Annotated in this window: 22 protein-coding genes, 1 tRNA gene and 2 pseudogenes; 12 read left to right on the top strand and 13 right to left on the bottom strand. The window is 44.3% G+C overall.

The window, feature by feature from the left end:
• The first annotated feature begins 63 nt into the window (after positions 1-63).
• Positions 64-758, top strand: a protein-coding gene (locus tag LEPTO7376_RS24605; protein ID WP_015133892.1) for an IS1 family transposase whose coding sequence is annotated in 2 segments (ribosomal slippage) — positions 64-388 and positions 388-758 — 696 coding nt in all. Because the reading frame shifts where the segments join, the coding sequence is not laid out codon by codon here.
• Between the two features lie 151 nt (positions 759-909).
• Here LEPTO7376_RS24605 and LEPTO7376_RS28985 read toward each other — a convergent pair.
• The 10 genes from LEPTO7376_RS28985 to moaC all read right to left on the bottom strand — a co-directional run bounded on the left by LEPTO7376_RS28985 (position 910) and on the right by moaC (position 9,140).
• On the bottom strand, positions 910-1,119 hold the full coding sequence (locus tag LEPTO7376_RS28985) for a CHAT domain-containing protein (RefSeq protein ID WP_225901208.1): 210 nt from the start codon (positions 1,117-1,119) through the stop codon (positions 910-912).
• Positions 1,120-1,325: 206 nt separating this feature from the next.
• Complete coding sequence (locus tag LEPTO7376_RS27450) at positions 1,326-1,898, bottom strand: IS630 family transposase (RefSeq protein ID WP_041763060.1); 573 nt, start codon at positions 1,896-1,898, stop codon at positions 1,326-1,328.
• 13 nt (positions 1,899-1,911) lie between these two features.
• Positions 1,912-2,310, bottom strand: coding sequence for a transposase (locus tag LEPTO7376_RS27445; RefSeq protein ID WP_225901096.1), 399 nt, complete (start codon positions 2,308-2,310; stop codon positions 1,912-1,914).
• Positions 2,311-2,337: 27 nt separating this feature from the next.
• Positions 2,338-4,422, bottom strand: a complete 2,085-nt coding sequence (locus LEPTO7376_RS23450; RefSeq protein ID WP_015133891.1) for an AAA-like domain-containing protein — start codon at positions 4,420-4,422, stop codon at positions 2,338-2,340.
• A gap of 72 nt (positions 4,423-4,494) precedes the next feature.
• A complete protein-coding gene (locus LEPTO7376_RS09000; protein ID WP_015133890.1) occupies positions 4,495-6,150 on the bottom strand; it encodes an AAA-like domain-containing protein in 1,656 nt (551 codons plus the stop codon).
• 582 nt (positions 6,151-6,732) lie between these two features.
• Positions 6,733-7,542 (bottom strand): DUF2993 domain-containing protein, encoded by an 810-nt coding sequence (locus LEPTO7376_RS08995; RefSeq protein ID WP_015133888.1) that lies wholly within the window; start codon positions 7,540-7,542, stop codon positions 6,733-6,735.
• A gap of 44 nt (positions 7,543-7,586) precedes the next feature.
• Complete coding sequence (gene tsaE, locus LEPTO7376_RS08990) at positions 7,587-8,042, bottom strand: tRNA (adenosine(37)-N6)-threonylcarbamoyltransferase complex ATPase subunit type 1 TsaE (protein ID WP_015133887.1); 456 nt, start codon at positions 8,040-8,042, stop codon at positions 7,587-7,589.
• 9 nt (positions 8,043-8,051) lie between these two features.
• A complete protein-coding gene (locus LEPTO7376_RS08985; RefSeq protein ID WP_015133886.1) occupies positions 8,052-8,345 on the bottom strand; it encodes a DUF3181 family protein in 294 nt (97 codons plus the stop codon).
• A complete protein-coding gene (locus LEPTO7376_RS08980; RefSeq protein ID WP_015133885.1) occupies positions 8,338-8,592 on the bottom strand; it encodes a hypothetical protein in 255 nt (84 codons plus the stop codon). The genes LEPTO7376_RS08985 and LEPTO7376_RS08980 overlap by 8 nt, the downstream gene beginning before the upstream one ends.
• A gap of 35 nt (positions 8,593-8,627) precedes the next feature.
• Positions 8,628-9,140 (bottom strand): cyclic pyranopterin monophosphate synthase MoaC, encoded by a 513-nt coding sequence (gene moaC, locus LEPTO7376_RS08975; protein ID WP_015133884.1) that lies wholly within the window; start codon positions 9,138-9,140, stop codon positions 8,628-8,630.
• Between the two features lie 60 nt (positions 9,141-9,200).
• Between moaC and LEPTO7376_RS08970 the strand changes: the two genes are divergently transcribed.
• Positions 9,201-9,274, top strand: a tRNA-Arg gene (locus tag LEPTO7376_RS08970).
• A 242-nt stretch (positions 9,275-9,516) separates the two neighbouring features.
• Here LEPTO7376_RS08970 and LEPTO7376_RS08965 read toward each other — a convergent pair.
• Together LEPTO7376_RS08965 and ctpC are read right to left on the bottom strand one after the other, a co-directional pair.
• A complete protein-coding gene (locus LEPTO7376_RS08965; RefSeq protein WP_051188752.1) occupies positions 9,517-12,528 on the bottom strand; it encodes a plasmid replication protein, CyRepA1 family in 3,012 nt (1,003 codons plus the stop codon).
• Between the two features lie 509 nt (positions 12,529-13,037).
• On the bottom strand, positions 13,038-14,342 hold the full coding sequence (ctpC, locus tag LEPTO7376_RS08960; RefSeq protein WP_015133882.1) for a carboxyl-terminal processing protease CtpC: 1,305 nt from the start codon (positions 14,340-14,342) through the stop codon (positions 13,038-13,040).
• Between the two features lie 315 nt (positions 14,343-14,657).
• Here ctpC and dxr point away from each other — a divergent pair, with 315 nt between their 5' ends.
• The 9 genes and pseudogenes from dxr to LEPTO7376_RS26735 all read left to right on the top strand — a co-directional run bounded on the left by dxr (position 14,658) and on the right by LEPTO7376_RS26735 (position 23,831).
• Positions 14,658-15,836: a 1-deoxy-D-xylulose-5-phosphate reductoisomerase gene (dxr, locus tag LEPTO7376_RS08955; protein ID WP_015133881.1), complete on the top strand. Its 1,179-nt coding sequence runs from the start codon at positions 14,658-14,660 to the stop codon at positions 15,834-15,836.
• A 170-nt stretch (positions 15,837-16,006) separates the two neighbouring features.
• Positions 16,007-20,842, top strand: a complete 4,836-nt coding sequence (locus tag LEPTO7376_RS08950; RefSeq protein ID WP_015133880.1) for a PAS domain S-box protein — start codon at positions 16,007-16,009, stop codon at positions 20,840-20,842.
• Positions 20,843-20,949: 107 nt separating this feature from the next.
• Complete coding sequence (locus LEPTO7376_RS08945) at positions 20,950-21,771, top strand: Cof-type HAD-IIB family hydrolase (RefSeq protein ID WP_015133879.1); 822 nt, start codon at positions 20,950-20,952, stop codon at positions 21,769-21,771.
• Between the two features lie 152 nt (positions 21,772-21,923).
• Positions 21,924-22,049 (top strand): annotated as a pseudogene (locus tag LEPTO7376_RS25660) (transposase); the annotation flags it as partial.
• Between the two features lie 100 nt (positions 22,050-22,149).
• A pseudogene (locus tag LEPTO7376_RS08935) lies at positions 22,150-22,977 on the top strand (IS982 family transposase).
• A complete protein-coding gene (locus LEPTO7376_RS24595) occupies positions 22,970-23,227 on the top strand; it encodes a transposase (protein WP_071880686.1) in 258 nt (85 codons plus the stop codon). The pseudogene LEPTO7376_RS08935 and the gene LEPTO7376_RS24595 overlap by 8 nt, the downstream one beginning before the upstream one ends.
• Complete coding sequence (locus LEPTO7376_RS23445) at positions 23,209-23,376, top strand: transposase (RefSeq protein WP_160148426.1); 168 nt, start codon at positions 23,209-23,211, stop codon at positions 23,374-23,376. Before LEPTO7376_RS24595 ends, LEPTO7376_RS23445 begins: the two co-directional genes overlap by 19 nt.
• Before the next feature lie 75 nt (positions 23,377-23,451).
• Positions 23,452-23,676: a transposase gene (locus LEPTO7376_RS28980; RefSeq protein WP_398339554.1), complete on the top strand. Its 225-nt coding sequence runs from the start codon at positions 23,452-23,454 to the stop codon at positions 23,674-23,676.
• The gene (locus LEPTO7376_RS26735; protein ID WP_051188750.1) at positions 23,628-23,831 is read left to right on the top strand and encodes a hypothetical protein; all 204 of its coding nucleotides are present in this window, start codon (positions 23,628-23,630) and stop codon (positions 23,829-23,831) included. The genes LEPTO7376_RS28980 and LEPTO7376_RS26735 overlap by 49 nt, the downstream gene beginning before the upstream one ends.
• A gap of 175 nt (positions 23,832-24,006) precedes the next feature.
• Here LEPTO7376_RS26735 and LEPTO7376_RS08920 read toward each other — a convergent pair whose 3' ends face one another.
• Positions 24,007-24,471, bottom strand: coding sequence for a hypothetical protein (locus LEPTO7376_RS08920; protein ID WP_015133878.1), 465 nt, complete (start codon positions 24,469-24,471; stop codon positions 24,007-24,009).
• Positions 24,472-24,680: 209 nt separating this feature from the next.
• Between LEPTO7376_RS08920 and LEPTO7376_RS08915 the strand changes: the two genes are divergently transcribed.
• Complete coding sequence (locus LEPTO7376_RS08915) at positions 24,681-26,045, top strand: NAD-dependent succinate-semialdehyde dehydrogenase (RefSeq protein ID WP_015133877.1); 1,365 nt, start codon at positions 24,681-24,683, stop codon at positions 26,043-26,045.
• Positions 26,046-26,072 lie beyond the last annotated feature (27 nt).

Genomic DNA, 26,072 nt, shown 5'->3' with positions numbered 1-26,072 from the left:
AAATGAATCAATATAAAATTCGGCGTTGCAGAATAGGAGTATGAATTTGAGGATGCAGACCCAATGGAATGTCCAGAATGCCAATCTGCTCATACCCGTAAGAACGGAAAGAAAAAAGGCAAACAGAATCACATCTGTGTAGATTGCGGTCGTCAGTTTATCGACCACTATAGTCAGCTCGGCTACTCAAAGTTCTTCAAACGTGAATGCCTCAAAATGTATGTCAACGGTATGGGCTTTCGAGCCATTGAACGAGTGAAAGGAGTACACCACACTACCGTCATCACTTGGGTCAAAGAAGTCGGTGCATTGCTGCCTGATGCTTATGAACCGGAAGAGATGCCTCAGGTCGGGGAACTCGATGAACTTCAAACATTCGTCGGTGCTAAAAAAACAAGGTCTGGCTCTGGACAGCCGTAGACCACTTTCAACCAGGTATTCTTGCTTGGACTATTGGTGACAGAAGTGCAGAGACATTCAAGCCACTATGGGCAATCGTTAGTCTCTGGAGATGCTTCTTTTACGTCACAGATGGCTGGAAAGTTTATCCCATGTTTGTACCCGATGGCGACCAGATTATCAGTAAGACCTACATGACTCGTATCGAAGGCGAGAATACTCGATTGCGGCACTATCTCGCTCGACTCCATCGAAAGATCTTATGTTATTCAAAGTCTGTGGAAATGTTAGAGCATTCGATTCGATTGCTGATTCACTATCTCAAGTTCTGGGATGTTCCTATCCCTCAACCCTCATAGATTCATACCTCTATTCACCAACGCCCTATTTTTCAATTATCTAAAAATTTTCAACTATCTAAAAAAACTCAAATAGCAAAGATGAAAAACTTTTGAGCTTATTTTTTTGAGTTGGCAATTATCAAAGCTTGGCGTAACACTTTAATTAAAATCAAATCTCTATTCTAAAGCCTCCCCAGTAGTAAGGATGAGAGAAATCAGAGTTATTTAATAATGAAATCTGAGCATTACGCAAAGACTCGGCAAAAGTTAGATTTCCCTTTGATAGCTCTTTGTAAAAACTATGTATTAAAATAGTTGTTGCTTCGTCTTCAATACTCCAGTAAGGCGAGATGATGCTGTTAGTATTATTTAATAACATTATGTCGGTTAATGAAGTACTTTGAAATATACCGTTGTAGCTCACGCCTTCTCTATGAGCTCTACTAAAAAATAATAGATCAATCCTTTTCTCGCCTAAGATTTTATAGAAGTCCCAAATATCGATCCTTTGATTGTTCCAGCCTGATATATATATCTCTCCTTGGAAGTGAGAGGATAAGATGCCCAAGGATGCTATAGCAATTTCTAGTCGAGTGAGGTGCAATAGCAGCAATGTGTAAACCAGCATCGAATATCATCAAGGGTAATCTTGGAAAAAGCTACCTCAATTGCCTTGTCTAGAGCTAGATAAGTTCTTGCCCCGATACTTTTCAAGGTACTTTTCAACTTTGACCAGCAATTTTCAATGGGTGAAAAATCTGGAGAATAGGGAGGAAGGTAAATCAACTTAGCTCCCACGGCCTCAATCATTGTGCGTACTGACTCTCCTAAATGAATCGAACAGTTATCCATCACCACACATGCTCCCGCCCATAAGTTTGGTATTAACTTCTGGCTGATGAATGCTTCAAAGGTTAATCCATCCGTACTCCCCAGCAGATGATAATTAGCGACCATTCCCTTGAAGCCTAATGCTCCAATCAAAGAAACATTCTTGCCTCGTTTACTGGATTTCGGACTATAAGCTCGTTTCCCTTTCTCAGAACGTGCCCTCAGTCTTGTCATGGCTAAGTTCACGCCCGATTCATCGATAAAAATCAAGTTTTTCGCTAGAGTCGCTTGCATTTTCTGCCAAAAATCATATCTGGCTTGTTGCACTCGTTTTGTCGCCTTAAGGTCTGGATAGAATGTTTTTTTTGAGGCTATATCCCATTCTTCTTAAGGTGCGATGCATGGTGCTATTGGCCACACGGAGACCAGTGCGTTTCTCCATCTCATCACATAGTTCCGCTAGCGTCGCATCGTTTTTCTTGGTGAGCAACTGGCGCAATATTGTTTGATGCTCTTCGTTTAATTTGGGAGGTGTTTGTTGGCTTCGTTTTTTCGGAGCAATCGACCCTGTCAGTCGTTTTTGGTCGAGGAGCTTTTGTACAAAACTTTTCGCCACTCCAAATTGTCGGGCAAGACTACTTTGACTCACACCACCCCTTTCGTAGGCATCCACTATTTTCTGTCTTAAGTCTAATGAGTAGGCTTTCGGCAAGATGCTACTTTCTTCCTCACCAGTCAACTCACCTATACTACTTCATACACCTTGCTAGGCTGAAATTTGCTGTATTATACTATCTAGATTTTCTCGTGCTTGTTTTTCTTTTTGTTCTAAAAGAGTTAATTGTGATGCAATCTTGTTAAGGTTTTCCTCTGCTTCTCTCTTTGTCCTCTCAAGTACTGTTCGTTCTGTTACTAATTCTTGTTCAATTAAATTAAATTCTTGTTGGAATGTTCCCAACTGTATTTTTGCTTTGTCAGCTTGAGAAGCTGCTTCTTTCTGTTTGATTTCTGCTGTTGTGAGTTGCTTTTTCGTTTCTGCTAATCTTGATTTAGCTTTGTTCTCCTGATCTAATGTTTCTTGTTCTGCTGCTTGTAAAGCTTGCTCTGCCTTAATGACATTTTGCTGGGCAATAGTAACTTCTTGATTTGCTTGTGTTAAATTCTCTTGTGCCTGTTGAGTTTGTTCCCATGCTATTTTTGACTCTTCTTTAGCTTTCTCTGCTGCGAGCTCCATTGCCGTTAAATCGCTTTTAGCTTGTCTTGCACTACGTAATACGCCGCCCGAATAAACAAGTGTTCCAGATAGAGATACTGCTCCTAAAATCAAAAGGGCTAGACCTTTTCGTATAGTGTTGCGTGCTTTTTGTTGTGCCTCTGCGAGAATCACATTAGCTTCGACTAGTTCCTTTTCCTTAAATTCTCGCGATGCATTAAAAAACTGATAATCTTGCGGGCTCAAACTTTTATTGGCTGCCCAAGTTAAAGCGTCTTCTAATGCATTGCCTTTGAGCAGGTATGACTCATCACCTGATGCCAGCCATTGGGAAATCGCCTCACTATAGGGACGTAACTTGTTCAGAGATGCTTCAATCCACCGCTCGTCAAAAATCTTAAGGTAGATTTGATTACTAATGATTAGTTGACCACCATTTTTTTTAACTAAACCTGTGAGCCTCAGCGCCATCTCTTCCTCCAAATCTATCGAAAGAAAATCGTTTTCTTGTTCTCTTACTTCAGAAGTGAGATTAGGAATGTGCTTCTCAGACATCTCCTCAGATCTACTAATACTCTGAGCCAGTTGTTCAATTGAGCTGGCAATAACATCCGTTGTTCCATCACCTGGGGGACTCTCCACCTCAGCTTTCCTTGTCAAGGGAGGAGTAGAAATTACCTGTTGATAAATACCGAGTAATCTCCCCGTAACCTTTTCATCCCGCGAGAACAACCGATTTTGGATTGTCCGCAAATGCTCCGGCTCATCCTGCGATTCCCAGTGGTCGAGGATTTTTCGCTGTACCAAACTATCCACCCAAACCCCTTCTGTTCCTGCCAGAATTTCTCCCGCCGCATCCATCACCAACCGACAAAGCTTTTGCGTCAGAAACGGTTGTCCCCCAGTCCAACCCAGAATTGCATTGAGTACCGCTTCCCCATCCGTTGCTTTTCCCTGAAGACCTGCTACCAAAGGTTGCGCCTCTGAGAGTGTAAACCCAGAGAGATTAATTGCTGTACCGATATTAAAAGGTGTACGGGTTTTGTCCTCGATTAGGTCGCCCGGCGTGGCCACCCCCAAGAGACAAAAGGTGATTTTGTTGTATTCAGGATTATTGACCCGCTGATTATAAAAAGCCCGAATCAGTGCAAAGAAATCATCCGTTGAGAAATTGAGGTTGATGGTGCTGTCAATCTCATCGATAAAGACAACAATTTGTTCTGGGATCTGAGTGAGCAGAATATCCTCGATAAACTTGCTGAACCACCGCACTGGCGATAACTTTTCTACCGAATCCAGAAACTGATCAATATCAAAATCACATTTCTCTTCTAGATCCAGCTCTCCCGCCAAAGTATCAATCAGATCAGCGTACCAAGTGGCCTCATCGACGTTGCTACTGCCGAGACTCGTAATATCAATAAACGCACAGACAATCCCCTCCGCTTCCAGCCGTTTTTGTACTCGCGCCCGCAACGAAGACTTTCCCATTTGCCGTGAATTGAGCACATAGGAAAACTCACTCTGCTTGAGTGCTGCATAGAGCGTTTCATCCGCTTCCCGCGTCACATAGGTTGGCGCATCAGCAGGCAGGCTACCACCATATTGATATTCAAAATTTGGCTGTGCCGAAACCATCGTTTTACGGTTTAGATTTTGTTGGTAGGGACATTATCGTGAGGGCGGTTCGCGAACCGCCCCTACAAGGGACTAATCATTGAGGCGATCGCCGAAGTAGAGACGATACAGATCGCAGAGGGGAACCAGTTCATTCCCGACCGCTTTTGCCAGTCCCATACTCTTGAGTTTAAAAGAATCTACTGGAGCTAATCTCACGGGGCGATCGCTTTCCACTAGTTCTAACATGGCATCCTTCAGGCGTGGATTTTCTTCTAGCAAAAGTAAATGTCGGTAAAGATGATCACCATAAATTCCTTCCTCAGTCGGCGCAATTTTAAGCAGCTTGTCTAGTGTCATGGAATTTGTCGCAATCTGGTAAAGCGCTACCCTCACCAAATAGGGATGTCCATCGATCATTGTCATGAGCCGATCAATCTCTATTTCTGACCAATCTAGGCCATGCCGTTCCGCTAAATCTTTAACCTGCTCCCTCGTAAATTCTCCCAGCTCAATCGGTAGACCCACATTAAAGGGCGATCGATTCACATTGAGCGGAATATAGACCTCCTGTGAATGGGAAATCACTAGCCGCAGCTTTTGCCAAATGTCATTATTTTTGCCCAGCTCATGCCAAGACCGCAGCAACGCGAAGAAATCATCCGCAATTTCTGGATAAGTAAACACCCGATCCACCTCATCCAGACCCACAATAATCGGCGTATCGATTTCCTTCAGCAGATATTTCTGAAAATAATTACTGCAATTTTTCTGACTACCAAGGCGCTTTTTCCAGTACTTATCAATCTTTTCCTCAATATCCAGTTCCTCGCTCATACAAGCGCAGAAATATTCGAGAAAACTATCAATATCCCCTAGAAATTTTCGATCCCAGAGATTAATCATCGCGGATTTATATCCGAGCTTTTCACCCTCTGCGAGGATACGACTCATGAGAGAAGTCTTATCCATTTGACGTGGCGCTTTAATGCGAACTAGACCAGCCTTTTTCTGAATCGCATTAAAACAATCCTGCTCTGCGGGAGGACGCTCAACGTAGAAAGGTGACCCTAAAGGCACTTGCCCATCTAGATTTTCAAAGGGAATATCAATCATTCTTGCGACAGCTGACTGAGGTGGGATTTCTTCTTCTATTTCAATAGGCAGTGCTTCAACCTCTGCTGCGGCTTTCTGCTTGAGGACGGGTGTGAGATGTTCTGATATTGCCTCTAGCTCGATGGCACTACAACCGATATTAAAGGACGTTTCAATCGATTCTCCAGCAAAAAGTGTGTCATAAAACCCAATCGCAAACTCCTGCGCTGCCTGATCACCAATTTTTTGGTTCATCCCCACAACAGAATCGACGTAGGGAGAAATCTCATTGGCTTGCAATTCTGAATAACAAGCATTGAGCACTACGCAATCAATGTGGAAAATATCTTGTAATCCTTTAAAGAAACGTCTTAGGGCTTCCGGCTTTAGCAATACGGCTACACCACTATCACCCATAAGAGCCAAGCCATTTTCGCCGCCACCATGTCCTGCAAAATGAACAATATCGGGCTTATTTTCCACCAAGGCTCGCCGAAACTCTTTTGGGCGGACTGCTTGTTTGACAATAATTTCAAAAGTTGTTCGGGCTGTCGGCGATCGCTCCCAAGACGCTTCAATTTCTTGCACCTCTTCACTCAACCGTAGCGGTGTTGTATTTGTCGGATTCGCAGTGAGGATCAGAATTTTTTTCATGGATAGTAGACCGCAACCCATTTAGCTGAGAGCATTCTCTCCCTAAGCATATCGACTTGTCGGTTTACGTAGGTACACTAACCAATATTTCTTGTGATTTCTCGGCGATCGCCCTCCTTTTTTTTGTACCGATACCCATCTCCAAATCCAATAAATCTATGGCAAGACGAGCACAAAAAATTCCCCCCTTTGTTTCAAGGAGGGCTAGGGAGGATCCTTCTATTAATTTTTGCCTTTAAAAATTTAGAAGGAGCCTAAACAATATTGTGCTAGAGAAGTTAAATCGTCTCTATTCAATTTCTCTATAATGTATTGTTCTTGGGTGAGGCTTTCTGATTGATCTACTAATGACTCTTTCGTATTTTGAGCGGAGTCATTTTTCGGGATGTGAGTTTCCGGCAATCCAGGTAGAGATGAAACGGTTAAAGTCGTAAACGCGCTGATGTTTTTCATGACAGGACAGGAAAGAAAATATGATTGTCATGAACGTATTCTTTACGTACGTAATCAAATCCGGCATGATCGAAATAGCACTTAATCATTGATCTCTGTCATCGGTTTTGTGTGATCTGAATTTTGTGTTTATTCCTCTGAAGTTGGCTCGAATTTTAGGAAGAGAGCCGTTTCGAGTTCGGTGTCATCAAGATTAAAAGCAAAAAAGCGTGCTGTGACACCCCGTTCATCAAATCGTTGCAAGTTCAAACGACCACTCATCCCTTGAGAAAACCCCATAATTGCCGGTGAAGGTAATGGTCGATTGTTAATTGTGCCTGTGCCTTCTAGCCACTGGATTTCGCTACCAGAAGTGAGCTGAAGTTTGTAGGACAGAGTTAGTTTTGAATATTCAGTTTCACCTGTTTGGGGATTGAGCTGGGAAATATCTCCGTTAAACTCAAAACGATTTTCGCCGACAAAATCAATGGTTGCGACATCGAGTTGATATTGGGGTGGCTTCGGTGAACCAGGGCGAACTAACAAGCGATTAATTAAGGGCTGTAATACTCTCCGTACTCGTGGCGATCGCAGTGACTCATTTAAATCATCTTCCGTGAGTACCAAGCGTAATCCTGCTTGTACTGGCTCTCGGAAAGTTTCACTATCAAATTGTCTTTGGCGCAGCCTTTTGAGATCGATATTGAGCGGATCTGTTTCCAGTTCTAATGCTTCTAAGCGAAACCCTTCAACGATTTCCACACCGCGACTGGCGATTCGAATTTTGTCGATTTCACCATCGATAATTTTGTGAGCAGGTAAATTATCAATCCGCACCTCAAATGTTTCGGCGGATTCGAGGCGCTGACTAAATTGCTTATCGGTTATTTCTTCAACGATTAATCCAACGGGCGCTCCCGCTGAGAGTAATCCCGATAACAAAATGGTCAAAATTTCCATGCGATCGCCCCGTGTGCGAAAAGTATTAAGCGTTGCCCCTCACTTTACTGAAAAATTTCAGTAAGGTCGGCGTTTGTTGCAGTAATGATTGCTTGCCGCTGATCATCTTCGGTGTGGCTCAAGGTGATTTCAAAATAGCTTTCAGGTAAAAAGAGCATCCGTTCAGACCATTCGATCACGGTAATGCCCGGCTCACATTCAATCCCTTCCCAATAAGTCTCGGGGTAAATGCTATCCACTTGCTCCGGCTCTAACCGATACAAATCCAAGTGATAAAGAGGGATTCGACCGACATGATATTCATTTACCAACGTAAATGTCGGACTGGCGATCGCCTCAGTGATGCCCAATCCTTGACCAATTCCCTGCGTTAAAGTCGTTTTCCCAGCTCCGAGATCACCCTTTAGGAGAAGGACAGAATAGGTTTCTAAACACTCCCCTAACTGCTTGCCAAATGCTAAAGTTGCTGCCGCATCCGGGAGCAGAAATGATTTAGCCATCCTTCCGCACTAATATTGATAATCTTCGAGAAGCTTCACCAAATCCTGCTGAACTGCCTTTGGCACAAGCTGAAGAAGACTTACAAACGTTTGCTTGCCGCCCAAAGGCACTTGAACCCCCCTGAGCACATCTAAAGCTGCCATTTCATCAACGTCACCATCTTCAATTAGCGGCATCATCTTTTCCGCAATTTGTGTGTGTAGATGAGCATCTGACAAATACAAGTGCCAACCCGCAACATCGATGTAAATATTTTCGCCAATCTCAGCGGCGAGCTTTTCAATTTCAATGGTACTAGCCATTAGATTTCTCCGAATAGTTTGCAATCACTCGAATGTAGGTGATATGCAGGAGGACAATGCCAAACCATCCCAGACTGAAGGGAGTCGCCCAAGACCAATCGGCTTGCTTGATGATATCGACAAACCAAACGCCAGAGACAACTGCTAAAAATAGCATTACGTGAACGATAAAATTCATCACATCTTCGGCGCGACGGAATTCGGGATCGCTTTTACGGTCGGGTTTGCGGGGCCAACTGCGAGGCATAGGATTTCTTGTGTGAAAAATGAATTCAGTGACTATTATAAGGAGTTTCGGAAGTAGTCCCCGGATTTGCCACCTGTTTTTTTCAGCAATTGGATGTCGGTAATGGTCATGGCTTTATCTAATGCTTTCGCCATGTCATATAGGGTTAGTGCGGCGACAGACACAGCGGTGAGGGCTTCCATTTCAACACCTGTTTCAGATTTTGTGGTGACGGTGGCTTCGACGAGATAACCGATATTTATTGCATCTGGCGTAAAGGTGACAGTCACTTTCTTGATGGGGAGTGGGTGACACATGGGAATTAAGTTAGAGGTTTGTTTCGCTGCCATAATTCCGGCAATACGCGCTGTACCCAAGACATCTCCTTTTGGGGCATCTCCCGCCTGAATCGCCTCAAAACAAGTTTGGCTCATCAACACTTTTCCTGTGGCGATCGCCTCCCGTTTGGTGATTTTTTTATCGGAAACATCCACCATCTGAGCTTCACCAGCATCGTTGATATGGGATAGAGAGGCATTCTGAATTTTGTTTTCGGAAAAATCTTGCATAAATAAAAAATGTCTGTTAGATTAGTTAACTGTTGATGAAACAACAAATTTCTTCGGCGAGGGCTTGTAGCTCAGCGGATTAGAGCGGCTGACTACGGATCAGCAGGTCGGGAGTTCGAATCTCTCCAGGCTCGTATCGAAGATAATTGAGACCCTTCTAGATTAATCTAGGGGGGTTTCGTTTTGGCAAAAAATTAGCGACACAGGCACTGAAAAAGTACAGCATCAAAGTGGCTAATTGATGAAGCTACCGCCGTGAAAATTTTGGATTTTACTCAACAAAAATAAGGGGGATGTCAGGCGATCGCCTTTTCTTTAACAAAAAATCATTCATCCGGTTACCACCTCATTTTTCTGTAACGCACAGGCATGAGAACTAAGATGCTTCTTGCGGAGGCAAATCAAATGTCAGTTGCACATAGTCAGACGTTGTCTCGGTACGGGTTTTTTGGAGTTGCTTGAGATATTGCTTACAGTCCTCCTGCCAAAATGCCGATGTGCCGGGACATTTTTGATCGATTTGTAGCCAATGCTGGAAGACGCTTTGGCGACCATCTTCGGGAACAGCGATTTGGTAAATGCGCGTTCGTTTTTTCTGAATGCTGCGCATTTTGATATATTTCAGCTCCATCCCCAATAATTCTAAGAACCGCTTGAGGATCATCATAGCCGTAGAGTTTTTCGCTAAGCCGATCCCCACAGTTGTTTTGATCGCTTGTCTGTTTTCTAAGGCGATCGCCGCCATGTGTTGCATATCGAAATCGAGATTATGAATTTCTCGCTGTGGCTGCTGCAAGAGATCGTTGATCCCCAAAATTTCTAAAGTGCCAATAATTGCGCCCAGTTGAGAATGGTTAAAGTCCGGTTGGAAAATTTGGCCATTACCCTGCTGCATCAGATGGGTGGCAATCAAAGCATCACGATCTGCCAAATAGGGACGACCAAAGCTCAGGAAATAATGGCAGCGCAGCTTTTTGTACCAGCCTTCGCTATCTTGGTTGACTAGCTCCGTCGTCACCGGAATGTTGTAGCGTTTTTGCAACTCATATTTTTTGAGTTGGTGGCGTTCTTTTGTAGTTTTGACTAATTTCTTTTTGAGCGTTTGATAGCGTGTTTTGCTCAGAGGACTCGCCTGGGCGATCGCCTGACATTCTGCCCGATAGTTTGTCTCACGAATAGAGTTGATTGCTGTGGTTAACTGATTTGCTTCGGGTTTTGCTTTTTTCCCCTTCGCTGTTTTCTTTGGCTTAGCCTTCGTTTTTTCGACCGCATTGAGGCGATGGCCTTCCTGCGTCAGGTGAGCAAGAACAGCCTCACGATAATTCACCATGCCCGCATTGATCCGCACCGCAAACTTTGCCCAGCAGAGGAGAGATTCTGCCTGAAACTCAGTGTCGAGATCCTCTAGTGCTGCAAAGTCAGATTGCTGCAATAGACGAATATTTGTTTGCGTTAATTTTTGGCTGGAAGTCAGTAACGATGGAATGGAAGACGAGCCATTACCAATTTTGTTAAAACCATACTTTGCGACCCAGAGATGACGAGGCACATTTTCCCGGACGCGGCTCAGCGCTTGGCAAATGGAGTTGACGGTTTGGACGCCCTGAGCAATTCCCCACACGGAAGTAAAGTAGCCTTTTAGATCTAAACTAATGCCTGTTTCAACCGCTGGACTCGCTAAAACAAGGTCATAGCCTGTCACCACTTGATTGAGATTCGTCATGCAGCCATAGGCCTGGTGTTTTGGATCAGCTAAGGTTTCAGAATCAATTCGTAAAATTCTGAGCTGCGGAAATTGAGTTTGGAAATAGAGCTCAAGGGTCGAGGTGCCCCATTGGCTTTTAAGTTTTTGAGCGGAGAGACAAACAAAAGGTTTGCCACCCTCTTTGATATGTTGCTCTAAATCTTTAACAAGGCGTTTCGGTGTACCGTCATCGTAATGATTGAGATCATAGCCACTTTTTAGGTCGGCTTGCCAAGTATTTTCAATGACAAAGGGCGTAAATTCTTGACCGCCTAGGCTCCGTAAATAATCGAGAGAAACATCGCTCAGATCGGCATCGCTGACGTAAATTTTCCCTTCCCCTTCAAACACGTTTTGCATTAATGATTTGAAGTTCTGGAGAATGTTAACCCGGTGTTCGCGGCAGGTGCTGGAATTTAAACCATGCCAAAGAACCTGTTCTGCTTCATCAATGATGATCAGTGCATCAGACCAATGGCTGGGATTAAAACGCGCTTGGGATTTTCCATGGAGAGAATCGATGCACAGACCATAGCCATTGATTTTTAGGCTTGGTTCGTTACTACGTTGTTGATCGGTGGGTAAATCGCGAATGTAATCCAGCCCAAATCGTTGGCAGAGTTCTTCTACCAGTCGAATTCGGTGACCGATCACTAAAACTGGCTGTTGTCGGGCGATCGCCTGGGCAACGACTTTTTCTAATTGGCGAGTTTTACCAGTACCTTTGGGAGATTTGATTGCGACAATTTTTGCGGCATCCGGAACGGCTATTTCACTGAGATAACGCTTATTGAGCTCGTAGTGACGATTGTAGGTGAGCTGATTTAGACCTCGCGCCTTCCAGAGAGCGAGGGATTGAGCCTGCTTGTAACGTCGATCAAATTCATCTTGACCATGGGTGGCGATTAGATCATCTACTCCTTTGCCTAGGTGGCTCTCCCATGTGATAACGGCAACTTTACAGCCCTGCTGCTTGAGTAAATACCCTGTCTTACGAATCGCCGCATTAACTGCTTTAACGGTACGAGGCTTTTCGTCTTGGTCGAATGCGATAAAAACTTGGCGTTGTCCCTCAACCAATTTTTTCATCTGAGGAATTAGACGCAATCGCCCGATCTTATTTCCTTCTGCATCTTTGGGTGTTCGCACGGCCCCATAAATCCCTGGCAAGGCGATCGCCCCGTAGCCAGCACTGAGTAAAGTCCCTGCTTTTTTCGCCCCTTCGGTGATCACTAGCGGAATCTCTGGGTGCTCTTTCATCCATTGCCAGAAACCACCATCTGGCTGAGACTCATCCCATTCATCACCACTAAATTCCACTTGATAGCGGGTCGCAACAAGTTGCCAAATGTGCCGTGGCACTCGCAGCGCAAATAAACCTGTACTGATTTTAGGAGGATGCTCATATTTGATCGGCTTTCCTTTTTGCCCGGCAACCCTTGGTTGCTCTGGCTTAAAGCAGCCCCATAGATCTGCTTCTCCCGTGAGCAAATCTACGCCAGAACACCACCAACCACCAGCCTCTGTATGCTGATAGCGCTGTAAATAACCTTCCCCTAAACGCCCATCATTCCGACGGGGCAATTCATCCGAATACAGCAAATAGTCCAGAGGGCGATCGCCTTCAAGCGCTACCACATTCATATCGATTACATCATTATCGACACAACTGCTTTGCCATTCCCGAACGTAATTGACTTGCTGCACCTAATACTCCATATCTGGGGTACCTAACAATAACTCACACTACATTTGGTGTGCAAGTCTTTTTTTTGATCTGCGTTTAATATTTTCTTAAGCAAGCGGATGAAGCAAAGTGGCGCTTGGTTTTCTGGAGAGTTGAAGCTGAGAAAAGATTTGTAACTCTCTTAAAGTGATCTGATATGTCTTGTCGGGCAAAAAAACTGAGCTGGCAACTGAGTAACAATTGAACTTGCCAAAAGCTCTATATGTAGCGCATTCTAACTCTAAACTACGCTATATGTCAGGGTCTTGATTGATATTTTTGCGATGCCAGATTATTAATGCGTTCTTAATTAGATTAACAATCGGACAATCAGTCTAGCGTAAAGATGGCGATCGCCGTCAAAAAATATTGGAGGATAAGTCCATTGTTGAAGCAGTACTTTTTTGACGGCGTTACACACAGTCTGTTAGCTGTTTTGATCGGCGTTATCACTCTCAGTAGGGACTGGTAAATTACCCGTTGCCAACTGTTGCTTGAGGAGATCAACTGCTTTTGAGTATTGAGGATCTTCCATTGTCCCAATCTTTGTGCGGTCATCTTGGAGTTCTTCTCTGACCTCTTCTTCTAGCTCCACAATAAAATCAGGGGCAATCCCTTCTTTATTGATGTCGCGACCTGAAGGTGTTAAATATTTGGCGATCGTCACTGCTACCCCTGAATCATCACCGAGACGGCGTACTGATTGCACTAAACCTTTACCGAAGGTCTGGGTGCCGACGAGGACCGCTCGCTCATTATCTTGGAGCGCACCAGAAAGGATTTCACTTGCACTGGCGGAGCCGCCATCAACAAGGACAACGAGAGGCTTTTCGGTGATTGCTTTGTCTTTCGCTTCCTGACGATCAACTTCACCCACACGGTTCACCGTCGAAACGATGCCACCTTCGTTAAGCCACATCTGGGCGATATCGATACTTGCATAGAGGAGACCGCCAGGATTTGAGCGGAGATCAAGGATATAGCCATCGACGTTTTTGTCTTCGAAGTCCTTAATGGCATCGCGCATCTCGCTGGTTGCCTGGCCACTAAATTGCGTTAAGCGAATGTAGCCAATATCGCCAATGGCATTTTCATCAATGCTGGCTTTAACGGGGTGGATCTGAATAACTTCGCGGACAATGGGGAAATCTATAATTTCGTCATCTCGACGAATAGTGAGGATGACTTCTGACCCGCGTTTACCCCGGATCATGTTGACAACATCATTAAGCTCCATGCCCTCAGTAGGTGTACCATCTACGGCAACAATCTTGTCCTGAGAAATAATGCCTGCTTTAAAGGCTGGTGTTTCCTCAATCGGAGCAATGACGACAACTTCGTCAGTATCTTTATCTTTACTAATTTGAATGCCAACTCCGGTCAGTTCACCAGAGGTATCGATCTGCATATTCTCGAAATCTTGGGGCGGCATGAAGCGTGTGTAGGGATCATCTAGGAGGTCTAGCATCTCCCGAATTGCTTCGTATGCTTCTTCTTGGTTTGCGTAATCTTTTTCGAGGTATTCTTTGCGAACGCGCCGCCAATCGTTTTGGTTAAAGGTGCCGTCAACGTATTCTTTGTTGATGACAAACCAAACTTCGTCTACTACTTCCTTGGGACTATTTTTTATGTAGGCTTTGCTCTGGGAATAGTGCATTCCTGCCCCTGTGACGGTTACTGCGGTCAGCACGAGAGCTGTGGCACCAAGTACAAAGGGTTTGTAGTTAGACATGAAACTTTTTGATTAATTAAGAATCGAGGGGCATAGGGGAGTCGAAACTAATGCTTCAGTTGAGTAGACTCGCCAGGAGATTAATGATTTTTTTGTAATCTTGGTCTCTTATCCATGCTAATGCAGTCTTCATGAAATCGGGAAGGATATCAGGGTGATCGCCAAAACTTTAAGGGCGTTTTTAGGTCTTTCTCACTTTTGTTGTGGTTCTGGGAAAACGGTGGAAGAGGTTGTGCTCTGGTGTGATCCCTGGTAAAACCCCACCCCTTAATGCGATGATATTTGGCAATAAACGGGTAAGTAATAGTAACGATCATGACCAACGCCAAAGCGATTTCTATTTTGGGTTCTACGGGATCTATCGGCACACAAACCCTCGATATTGTGCGATCACACCCCGAGAAATTCCGCGTTGTTGGTCTGGCGGCTGGACGAAATATTGAACTTTTAGCTGCGCAGGTGGCAGAGTTCCAACCAGAAATCGTTGCGACTCATGATGAGAGTTTATTGCCTAAGCTCAAAGAGCTAATCAAAGATTTTCCGCAGGTTCAGGTCATTGCTGGAAAGGAGGCGATCGCCGAGATTGCTCGTTACGGTGATTCGGAGAGTGTTGTTACTGGGATCGTCGGTTGTGCAGGATTACTTCCGACAATTGCAGCGATTGAAGCGGGTAAAGATATTGCCCTTGCGAATAAAGAAACTCTGATTGCTGGTGGCCCCGTTGTTTTACCTCTCATCGAAAAACATGGCGTGAAATTGTTGCCTGCAGATTCTGAGCACTCGGCAATTTTTCAATGTTTACAAGGAGTGCCTGAAGGTGGCCTGAGACGAATTATTTTGACGGCTTCTGGTGGCGCATTCCGTGATTTACCCGTTGAAAAATTAGCCAGCGTCACTGTTAAAGATGCTCTTAAACATCCCAATTGGTCGATGGGTCAAAAAATTACGATTGATTCAGCGACCTTGATGAATAAAGGTTTAGAGGTAATTGAGGCGCATTATTTATTTGGCAAAGATTACGACGATATTGATATTGTGGTGCATCCCCAAAGCATTATTCACTCTCTGATCGAGGTACAGGATACGTCGGTTTTGGCACAACTTGGTTGGCCTGATATGCGCTTGCCATTGCTCTATGCCTTGTCCTATCCCGATCGTATTTATACAGATTGGGAAAAGTTTGATTTAGTGAAGGCTGGGGATTTGACGTTCCGAGAGCCAGATCACGAAAAGTATCCTTGTATGAATCTGGCCTATGCGGCGGGACGAGCTGGTGGCTCGATGCCTGCGGTACTGAATGCGGCAAATGAGCAAGCTGTTGCTTTATTCCTCGAAGAAAAGATTGAATTCCTTGATATTCCCCGCGTGATCGAAAAGGTTTGCGATCGCCACCAAGCGGAGAATAAACTCACGCCTAGTTTGGATGATATTTTGCAAGCGGATCAATGGGCTAGACAGGAAGTGCTGAATCTTCAGCCCCAAGTAATTGCATAAATATTTGAGAGTTGTGATCATGATTGTTCTCTCTCTGATTTTTGATGGAAAGCTAGGGATTGATGACATTGATGCAATATCCTGATGCACTTGTAAAATTCATTAGCCTAAATTATCAGAGTGTCAGTTTAGGATAGAGACAACTTTTTGTTGTGTTTCAACAATGTTGTATGGCATTTCTTCCTGCTTGTGATGCGGACATGGTGACCACGAAGGCGCAAATGCAAGCTTGTGACGCTTTTCTAGAAGGTCGTCCAATTGTTGCCTATGAATATTTGCCATTAAAAACCGGAGACGCGTTTACGTTTGTTAGCGATAATCTATCGTGCTTGTTGGGCTATTCGGCCACTGCTCTAATCGCAAAGGATGTGGATTGGTTTGCGTTGATTCATCCCGATGAGCGTGAGGCGATCGCCAAAACTCTAAAGACACTCAAACCTACTGAAACAAAATCATTACGGTATCGAGTTCGCCACCAATCGGGAGAATATTACTGGCTGCAAGATGATCTCCGAGCGATACAGCGCAACGATAAAACAATAATTCTCGGATCTTGGCTCGATATTTCAGAGCAAGAGTCTCTGCGTCACTCGCTTCAGCAAGCGCAACAGGATTTAAAGAATGCTCAAACGTTTACCCAAGAGCTTATAGAGGCGATCGCCGAACCCGTTTTTATCAAAGATGCTGATGATCACTATATTTATGCAAATCAGGCATTTTGTCAGATTGTGGAACGGCCTTGGGTAGAAATTTGTGGCAAAAGTGATGATGATATTTTTGCGACAGAGCAGGCCGCTAAATTTCGAGAACAAGATCTGCAAGCGAGAGAACTAGGTGAGATCGAAAGTGCAGATATTTTTCAACTGGACTCATTACAAAATACTTATTTTGCTACTCAAAAACGATGTTTCTATGCTGATCAAGAGTATTTGTTTGGCCTCTTGCGGAATGAAACGGAAGTGCATCTAACTCGGCAAGCTTTGCGGCAATCTATTGCCCATGCCCGTAAGGTAGCTGACAACGTTCCTGGTATGATGTGCCGTTTTACCCGCGATGATCAGCGTGAGTACCGTTTTTCCTATGCCAGTAATTATTGTGCTCAGATTTTTGGGGTGTCTCCTTATGAGCTGATGGCTAATAGTCAATGGTGGCTGGCTCAGGTGCATCCTGATGATCTTGATGGATTGCTAAATTCTCTGGAACAGGCGATCGCTCAGGGTACAAAATGGCAATATCAATGGCGACTCCAAACTCCTGATCAATCCATCAAATGGCTACATGGCATGGCAGAGGCAGAGTCTTTGTTTGATGGCCGCATTGTTTGGGACGGCATTATTCTTGATGTCAGCGATCGCCTGGCTATGGAGACAGCTTTAGATCAGTCGCTAGATCGTTTTCAGAAATTATCTAATAACATTCCCGGCATGATTTATCGCTTAGTGCAGCGAGCGGATGGCACTTTTAAACTGCTCTACTGCAATGATTATGTCGAGACCATTTTTGAGGTTTCCCGTGATGTGGCGATCGCTGATATTTATATCCTTTTAAATCTCACTCACCCTGATGATAGAGAACTGTTATTGGACTCAATTCAAGAGTCTCGCTGCACCCTATCGAAATGGCACGGTGAATGGCGAATTTGTTTGCCATCCGGTCAGATTAAATGGCTGAAAGGGATTTCGGAACCACACCAACAAGACAATGGCGAGACTGTTTGGCATGGCATTATGCTCGACGATAGCGAGCGCAAACAGGCAGAACAAGAACTCCTCCAAAATCAAAACCTGCAGGAAATCGTTATCCATACGCTCCAAAATCTACTGAAAAGTCCCCATCAAAACTTTGATGCCATCCTGCAATATTTAGGTCAATCCTTTGACACAGACTATGCTTTTTTGATCTGTCATAACATCCCAAAACGTGGCTCCCGTGTGGTGAGTGAATGGCATGGTGAGAATTCTCAAGCCTCGATTGCGACAGTTTTTCAAAATCTCGAAGCAATACCTGAAAGTTGGTGGATGCAGCAGGTTACCCAAAATCAAGACATCATCATTGATGATCCAAATTTGTTGTCACTGGATGCGCCTGAGTTAAAACGTCGTCTCAACTGGTCTGATTTAAAAACAATATTGGCCATCCCAATTTTGCAAACGAACCAACGGCCTTGGGGAGTGCTCTGTCTTGCTTATAGCGGAGAGAATGCACGTCTTTTTACAAAACCGGAAGCCCAGGCACTACGACTGATTGGGGAAATGCTTTATGTCTGTGCAGAACGCCAGGATCAGCAACTGCAACTGAAGGCGAGTGAGACAAAATTTCGAGAGATTTTTGAACATGCGGCAGTGGGCATTGCCAAGCTCGATCAGGAATTTTGTTTTACACAGATCAATAAAACCCTTGCCAGAATGATTGGGTCAACCTCACAATCATTGGTTGGGCAACCCTACTGGAATATTAGTTTGGTGGCGGAAATAGAAGGCGATCGCCAAATGTTTGTGGAGCTAGAAGAGAATGGCTTCGTGCAGCGAGAAACTCGCATTCACCAGACTCTCGGTCGGGAAATATGGGTGAAAATTAACCTCTCTGAAGTTCAGCCTTTTCCACCAGATGAAGCCTATTACATCGCCATTTTTGAGGATATTTCCCAGCGCAAACGCTCGGAAGAAATGCATGCTGACCTTGTGTTACATGACAAACTTCTGATTAAGGCATTAGCGGAAGTGACCTATGACCATTACATGCCGCAGGATATTTTGACTTGGCAGGGAGACTATGAAAATATTCTTGGCTATACCCCAGAAGAGATGGGGATGGATACGGCAAGCTGGTTGGAGCGGGTCTATCCCGATGATGTAGAAGCCGTTGAAGCTGAATTGGAGCGAGCTTTTCGGGAAGACAAAATTTTCGATATTGAATATCGTTTTCGCCACCATGATGGCCATTATTTGTGGATGCATGATCGCGGCGTTCTGCATGGTGAGCACTTGGGGGAAGCTGAACGGTTTATTGGTGTTTTTCGGGACATTTCTAAACGTAAGGCGGCTGAGGAAAAGCGACAAAAACAGGACCGACTTTATCAACAGATTGTAGAAACAGCTCAAGAAGGGATTTGGGTGATTGATGAAGAGGCGAAAACAGATTATGTCAATCCACGGATGGCTATGATGTTGGGCTACAACGCCGAGGATATGCTTGGTAAATCTTTGTTTGAGTTTATGGATTCGAAACAATTAGAGGCTGCCAAACTTAATTTTCAACGTCGCCAACAAGGTCTTTCAGAAGATCATGATTTTTGTTTTCGTAGTCGAGAAGGACAGGAAGTCTGGACCATGATTACGACAAATCCTCTACTGGATGATCACGGGAAGTTTGCGGGTGCTCTCGGAATGGTCACGGATGTGACTGAGCGACGAGCGGCAGAGCAAGAGATTATTCGCAGTCAAAATTTATTAGAAGCAATTTTTGATGAGTCAGCGGATGCGTTATTTCTAGTGGATATGGACACGCTCCGGACGTTTGATTGCAATAAAAAAGCGATAGAAATGTTTGAGCGGGATGATAAGTCAGAGTTGATTGATATTGAAGGCCATATTTTGCAAGCGAAACAGTTTTCTGATGAGGAATTGGAGGCGATCGCCGCGGAGATTAATGAGACGGGGACTTGGAGTCGAGAAGTCGAATATGTGACTAAATCAGGGCGGTTATTTTGGGGAAACCTCGCTGCAAAACAGATTACGGTGGGCGATCGCCGAGTGAATTTAGTGCGGGTGACCGATATTGATGATCGTAAACGGGCGGAACAGGCATTACGCCGTACTAATGAGGAGCTCGAGCGCGCCACAAAGTTAAAAGATGAATTTTTGGCGAATATGAGCCATGAATTGAGAACACCACTGAATGCAATTTTAGGATTGACGGAAGTGCTGGGGGATGGCACTTATGGTCTTGTGAACCAACGCCAACAGCGATCGCTGAATACGATTGAGCGGAACGGACAGCATCTTTTAGAACTTATTAACGATATTCTCAACCTCGCCAAAATTGAAGCAGGACAAATGGTCTTTCATCCAGTACCTGTGGAGATTAATCAGATTTGTCGAGGAAGCGTTGTGTTAATTCGTCATCAGGCAAGCAAAAAAAATATTGAGATTCAACTCGATTTGCCAACGCAATCACCGAAGATTGAAGGCGATCAATTGCGTCTACGGCAGGCTCTGATCAATCTACTGGGGAATGCGATTAAATTTACGCCAATAGGGGGCAAAATTAGTCTTCGCTTAGAACTAAAAGCCACTGAAAATCTGGTTCGTATTCACATTCAAGATAATGGTATTGGTATTGCGCCTGTCGACCAAGCTCAACTCTTCCAACCCTTTGTTCAGTTGGATAGCAGCTTAACGCGGCGTTTTTCTGGTACTGGTCTTGGGTTGGCGCTAGTTAAACAGATTGCAGAACTCCATGGTGGCTCCATTTCGGTGACGAGTACTCTCGGGAAGGGAAGTGAATTTTTACTATGTTTGCCTTGGTCAGCACCATCCCCGTTAGAACTTCCGACGGCATCTGCTCCAAGTTTCTCGCCAAATTCCCAGCCGCATTTAGGGCAAACAGCTACTCTCTTTACAGGCGATCGCCCTTTAGTGTTAATTGCCGATGACGATGACGACAATATTGAAACGATTTGGGATTATCTGATGGGACGGGGTTACCGTTTAATACGGGCAGTAAATGGTCGAGAAGCCGTGACTCTAACCGAATCTGAGCAGCCGGATTTAATTTTGATGGATATTCAGATGCCAGAGCTGAATGGTCTTGAGGCAATGCAGTTGATCCGTGAACAGTCGAGTATCAACCAAGTACCGATTATTGCCCTCACTGCTTTAGCTATGGATAGCGATCGCCAACGGTGTCTTGATGCTGGTGCAAACCTGTATTTAGCGAAACCCTTTCGACTAAAAACCTTAATTGAGCATATGCAGACTCTTTTAGCTTCAATGCATTCATCCTAAAAAGTGAGACATTGATCGCTCAAAAAATTACTTTTCTATTGCGGCATTCATTTATGGCGATCATCCCTTATTCTGAACCTTAATACCAGCAGAGAAGCTACGATTCTATGGAAGATATTCGCCTCCTCGTCCTCGATATTGACGGTACGATTTCGGGTCATACTAACCAAGTTACTACCGCTGTCCTTGATGCCATTCATGATGTGCAACGACGCGGTATTCGGGTGGCCATTGCCACAGGGAGAATGTTTCGCTCGGCCCGGAGATTTCATCAGGCGATCGCCTCGGATTTACCTATCATTGCTTATAACGGCGCGTGGATCCAAGACCCGGTTAGTCAAGAACTTCATCGCCGTCTCTCAGTCCCAGCTAAACTCGGCGTTGAAATCGTAGACTACCTAACAGCGGAACCTTGGCAATCAACCATGCATATTCACGTCTACCACGATGATGAACTATATGTATCCGAGGTGAATGAACGCACAAACTTCTACGAGAAAAGAACAGGCTGTAAAGCAAATCTCCTCGTGGATTTACGAGAGATTGTGAACCATGCCCCGACAAAAATTTTAGCGGTCTGCCATTGTGAGGATATTCCCAAGAAACTTTTGCCCGCCGTCAAAAAACGCTATACAAACCAGCAAATCCATTGCACGCAATCCACAGAAGTGTATGTTGAATTTACTTCCCCAACAGCGACAAAAGGGCGAGCGGTTAAATTCCTCACTGAAGAGATTTTAGGTTGGCAGCCAGAAAATGTGATGGCAATTGGCGATAATTTTAATGACTGTGAGATGTTGCAATATGCTGGAGTTGGTGTGGCAATGGGCAATGCTCCGGATGCTGTTAAACAATCTGCTGATTATGTCACCAGATCTGTTGAGCAAGATGGAGTTGTTCAGGCGATTTCAAACTTCAGCCTATTATGAGAAATACTTTTACTCGTCATAAAAGATTTAAGCAAAGCTTAGGCACCAGACTAGGATGATTTTTATCTTAGAGGATGTCTGAAAAGATTAGTGGGGAGAGAAAAAGTTAGAGATTTAGTCTGAAAGAGTACTCAAATCCCTAACCGAAAAAGATGCCTCTATCCTATCCAACAGACCTTACCGATGAACAATGGTCTCTTATTGAAACCTTATTACCTCCAGCGAAATCCGGCGGTCGTCCTCGTTCTGTTAATCTACGCTGTGTTCTCAATGCCATACTCTAACGTGAGTTCGGGATAAGAAAGAAAAAGGAGAAAGTGCATATTGGGGAAGTTGATAAGCAGTCCACCACCTTCTCCCATGACCAGTCTATAACCTTTGTTTTGTGCCGTTGATGATTTCTGCCAAGTCTTTGAACCTCAATGGCAACAACAATTACTGGCCTCGAAACAACGGCGGTGACGTCGCCCTAGAAGCCTTAGTCTCAGCGAGATAATGACGATATTGATTGCATTTCATCAATCTCACTATCGTAACTTCAAGTATTTCTATCTCATCAATGTGCGTCATCACTGGCGAGGAGCTTTTCCCAGAGCAGTGAGTGACCAACGTTTTGTGGAGTGGATGCCTTCGACGTTAGTACCTCTATGTGTCTACCTACAGCACAATGCACAGGTATCAGCTTCATTGATGCCACCAGTATCAAGGTTTGTCAAAATCGCCGCATCTCTCCACATCGCGTTTTTGATTCATGCCGCTCGAGGTAAAACCTCTGTGGGTTGGTTCTTTGGTTTCAAACTACATCTGGTTATCAATGACCATGGCGAATTACTCAATGTTAAAATCACGCCTGGCAACATTGATGACAGAAAACCAGCCGTGGAGCTTTTGAAAGAGTTATCGGGAAAAGTCTTTGCAGATAAAGGTTACGTCTCTCAACCTCTGGCACAGTATTTACAAGAAGAATATGATGTGATGCTTCTAGCTAAGCCTCGTCGCAATATGAAGAATCACCTGATGCTTTGGCGTGACAAAGTTTTGGCCCGCAAGCGAGCTTTGATTGAGACCGTCATTGACCAACTGAAGAATATTTCTCAGATTGAGCATTCCCGCCACCGCAGTCCTGCCAATTTTTGTGTCAACTTGCTGTGTGGTCTCATTGCCTATTGTCATCAGCCCAAGAAACCCTCTCTTCAGCTTGATTAGAACCTTTATTCCTTATCCCGAACTCACGTTACTCTACGTTTTGAGGGGTGGTATCGCATGGCGGTTGTTGCCTCATGATTTTCCTAAGTGGCAAACGGTTTACCACTACTTTCGCCAATGGCGTAACGACGGCACTTGGCAAAGGATTAACCCTCAGCTTCATCAGTGGGAGAGAACGATGAGTCATGACCTCCCTCTTCTCCAAGCTATGGGGTGGTGGATTCTCAATCGGTGGATACCGCAACAATGATTCACCAAGATGTCGGTGTGGATGGCAACAAACGCATCAAAGGTCGTAAACGCCATGTGATGGTTGATAGCTTGGGCATCCCTCTAGCAGTGGTAGTCACCGCAGCTCATATCTCTGATATCAAAGGATTGCGATTCCTACTAGAGTGAGTTCAACATCTAGATTTAAATTTAGAGCACCTCTATTTGCTCTATGTCGATGGAGGCTATCATGGCGCGAATCTCGTGCGCTGGGTGATGAATAGCTTCGGTTGGATATTGGAGGTTGTGTTACGTCCAAAAGAACAAAAGAGTTTTACTCCTCTACCAAGGCGATGGGTTGTAGAAAGAACCTTTGGCTGGTTTTATTGGTGCAGGCGTTTGAGTCGTGATTATGAATGTTCAACCGAAAGTGCAGAAGCTTGGATTTACATTGCCTCTATGCGTCTACTATTAAGACGATTAGCCTGAAACCAGACTTTTCAGACATCCTCTTAGAGAAACATGATGATAATCTCGAGCAATATAAAGCATCAGCAAAAGAAGCTTTATATCAATTTAGCACTGAGAATCCAGAGAATATTAATGGATATAAGGCAATTATTGCAAACTTACTTTCGCGGTAGGAAATGGAAAGAGATTGAGACTAATCGCTCATACAAGCTCTCAACAAGCAAGACATTCTAAGAGGCCTAATATCTGTGAAATCCCTTGTTAATTTCAATATGTTGCTTGCCTGAATTTTTCGGAGATATTGAGCTCTATTCACTCAAGTCTAAGGGAGTGAATAGAGTTGCTGGTTTATAGAACTTTGTGAGTATGGGAATGTTGTTTGACATTATCTTCAGTACTGACAACGTTGTCTTGGTTGAGGACTCGTTTTTTCTCGGTGGAGAAGTTGAATGCTTCGTAAGTGGTGCCGATGGCGATATGTTCTTTGGCTTCAGGGCGACGTTTGTAAGTTCTGGCCGCAGCGGCAGTGCGCTCTAACAAGTCATCGGGAGTCTGGAGGCGATCGCCCAAAACCCGTGGAATCACAATATGATTATCGGTAAAGACTTCGCCGAGGGTTGTGGCACAAGCTCGCTTGTAGGATGTTGGGATGCCTTTAAGCAATGCTTCAATGGCTGCGGAAGGGATTGGCTCCATAATCTCAACTTCTTTGACTTCACCCTCTTCCCGCACAAAACAAGTAGCTACTCCAAATACACAATAGTCGGCTGATGTTAAATCGGTAGTGCTAAAAAAATCTTGGTGAGTGCTCATAGTTATTTTTACTTATTTTAAAAAAAGTTGTGATAGGTCGATATGAACTTGATGCTAGCAGGCTTTTTTCTAAGACCAAATTTATAGCAAGGATTCTTTAAGACTAAGAATATTTAAGTAATCTTTAAGTCTGTAATTTTTCCTTAAAATCCCCGTTTACACTGGAAGAGTGAGTTGATCACGAGACCCATATGGGTAGAGAGGTTGTTATGGCGATCGCCACAGTGAATCCGGCAACAGGGGAAATCCTCAAAAGATTTAATGCACTAGCATCAGAGGAAATTGAAGCGAAGCTAACCCAGGCGCAAGAGACCTTCCAAAGTTATCGTCTCACGAGCTTTACACAGCGACAAAAATGGCTGAATAATGCGGCATTGATCCTAGAACGGGATGCAGAAAAGTTTGCGACAATTATGACTACAGAAATGGGCAAAACGAAAAAAAGTGCCATTTCTGAAGCGAAGAAATGTGCCTTAGTTTGCCGCTATTATGCAGAGAATGGCGAAGCTTTTCTTGCAGATGAATATACAGAAACTGATGCAACAAAAAGTTATGTTTCTTATCAACCATTAGGCATTATTTTGGCCGTCATGCCATGGAATTTTCCATTTTGGCAAGTTTTTCGATTTGCTGCGCCCGCATTAATGGCTGGCAATGTTGCTGTTTTAAAACACGCGTCGAATGTGCCTCAATGTGCGTTAGCAATAGAGGCTATTTTAGAGGCCGCAGGTTTTCCTGAGGGAGCCTTCCAAACCTTGCTTATCGGTGCAGCTCAAGTAGAAGATGTGATTAATGACGACCGAGTGAAGGCTGCAACATTGACAGGGAGTGAGCCTGCTGGAATGAGTCTTGCTTCTCTTGCTGGTCATCAAATTAAACCGACTGTGCTGGAGCTGGGTGGTAGTGATCCTTTGATTGTTTTTCCGTCGGCAGATCTTGATGAAGCGGTAGATATTGGTACATTTTCACGCACTCTGAATAATGGCCAGTCTTGTATTGCTTCAAAGCGCTTTATTCTCCATGAGGCGATCGCCGAGCAATTTCTCGAAAAGCTACAAATTAAATTTGCGAGTCTAAAAGTTGGTGACCCGATGGATGATGACACTGATATTGGGCCTTTAGCGACAGAAAATATTCTGAATGACATTGTGCGACAAGTCGATAAAGCTGTTGAGTTGGGTTCTACTGTTTTGCTTGGTGGCAAGCGTCTTGATCGTCCTGGCAACTTTTTTCCGCCGACCATTTTGACTGATATTCCTGTTGATGCGCCAACCATGAAAGAAGAATTTTTCGCGCCAGTGGTAATGGTCTTCACTGTAAAAAATATTGCTGAGGCGATCGCCCTGGCTAATGATATTCCCTTTGGGTTGGGGAGTAGCGCTTGGACGAATGAACCAACTGAACAGCAAAGATTTATTCGCGATCTTGAAGCCGGTGCTGTGTTTATTAATGGACTGGTGAAGTCAGATCCGCGATTACCTTTTGGCGGCATTAAGCGCTCAGGCTATGGACGAGAGCTAGGAGTACCTGGTATTCGAGCTTTTGTAAATGCGAAAACCGTTTGGATTAAATAGTTAAGAACGGTGACGGATTAGACGGTT

This window comes from [Leptolyngbya] sp. PCC 7376 (assembly GCF_000316605.1).
GTDB lineage: Bacteria > Cyanobacteriota > Cyanobacteriia > Cyanobacteriales > MRBY01 > MRBY01.
This window is presented reverse-complemented; position numbering and strand designations above follow the sequence as displayed.

What these genes read in the sequence shown, in the direction of transcription:
- LEPTO7376_RS28985 (WP_225901208.1), bottom strand. Translation starts at nt 1,119, where the DNA reads ATGTTATTAAATAATACTAACAGCATCATCTCGCCTTACTGGAGTATT.
- LEPTO7376_RS23450 (WP_015133891.1), bottom strand. Translation starts at nt 4,422, where the DNA reads ATGGTTTCGGCACAGCCAAATTTTGAATATCAATATGGTGGTAGCCTG.
- LEPTO7376_RS09000 (WP_015133890.1), bottom strand. Translation starts at nt 6,150, where the DNA reads ATGAAAAAAATTCTGATCCTCACTGCGAATCCGACAAATACAACACCG.
- LEPTO7376_RS08995 (WP_015133888.1), bottom strand. Translation starts at nt 7,542, where the DNA reads ATGGAAATTTTGACCATTTTGTTATCGGGATTACTCTCAGCGGGAGCG.
- tsaE (WP_015133887.1), bottom strand. Translation starts at nt 8,042, where the DNA reads ATGGCTAAATCATTTCTGCTCCCGGATGCGGCAGCAACTTTAGCATTT.
- LEPTO7376_RS08985 (WP_015133886.1), bottom strand. Translation starts at nt 8,345, where the DNA reads ATGGCTAGTACCATTGAAATTGAAAAGCTCGCCGCTGAGATTGGCGAA.
- LEPTO7376_RS08980 (WP_015133885.1), bottom strand. Translation starts at nt 8,592, where the DNA reads ATGCCTCGCAGTTGGCCCCGCAAACCCGACCGTAAAAGCGATCCCGAA.
- moaC (WP_015133884.1), bottom strand. Translation starts at nt 9,140, where the DNA reads ATGCAAGATTTTTCCGAAAACAAAATTCAGAATGCCTCTCTATCCCAT.
- LEPTO7376_RS08965 (WP_051188752.1), bottom strand. Translation starts at nt 12,528, where the DNA reads ATGAATGTGGTAGCGCTTGAAGGCGATCGCCCTCTGGACTATTTGCTG.
- ctpC (WP_015133882.1), bottom strand. Translation starts at nt 14,342, where the DNA reads ATGTCTAACTACAAACCCTTTGTACTTGGTGCCACAGCTCTCGTGCTG.
- dxr (WP_015133881.1), top strand. Translation starts at nt 14,658, where the DNA reads ATGACCAACGCCAAAGCGATTTCTATTTTGGGTTCTACGGGATCTATC.
- LEPTO7376_RS08950 (WP_015133880.1), top strand. Translation starts at nt 16,007, where the DNA reads ATGGCATTTCTTCCTGCTTGTGATGCGGACATGGTGACCACGAAGGCG.
- LEPTO7376_RS08945 (WP_015133879.1), top strand. Translation starts at nt 20,950, where the DNA reads ATGGAAGATATTCGCCTCCTCGTCCTCGATATTGACGGTACGATTTCG.
- LEPTO7376_RS08920 (WP_015133878.1), bottom strand. Translation starts at nt 24,471, where the DNA reads ATGAGCACTCACCAAGATTTTTTTAGCACTACCGATTTAACATCAGCC.
- LEPTO7376_RS08915 (WP_015133877.1), top strand. Translation starts at nt 24,681, where the DNA reads ATGGCGATCGCCACAGTGAATCCGGCAACAGGGGAAATCCTCAAAAGA.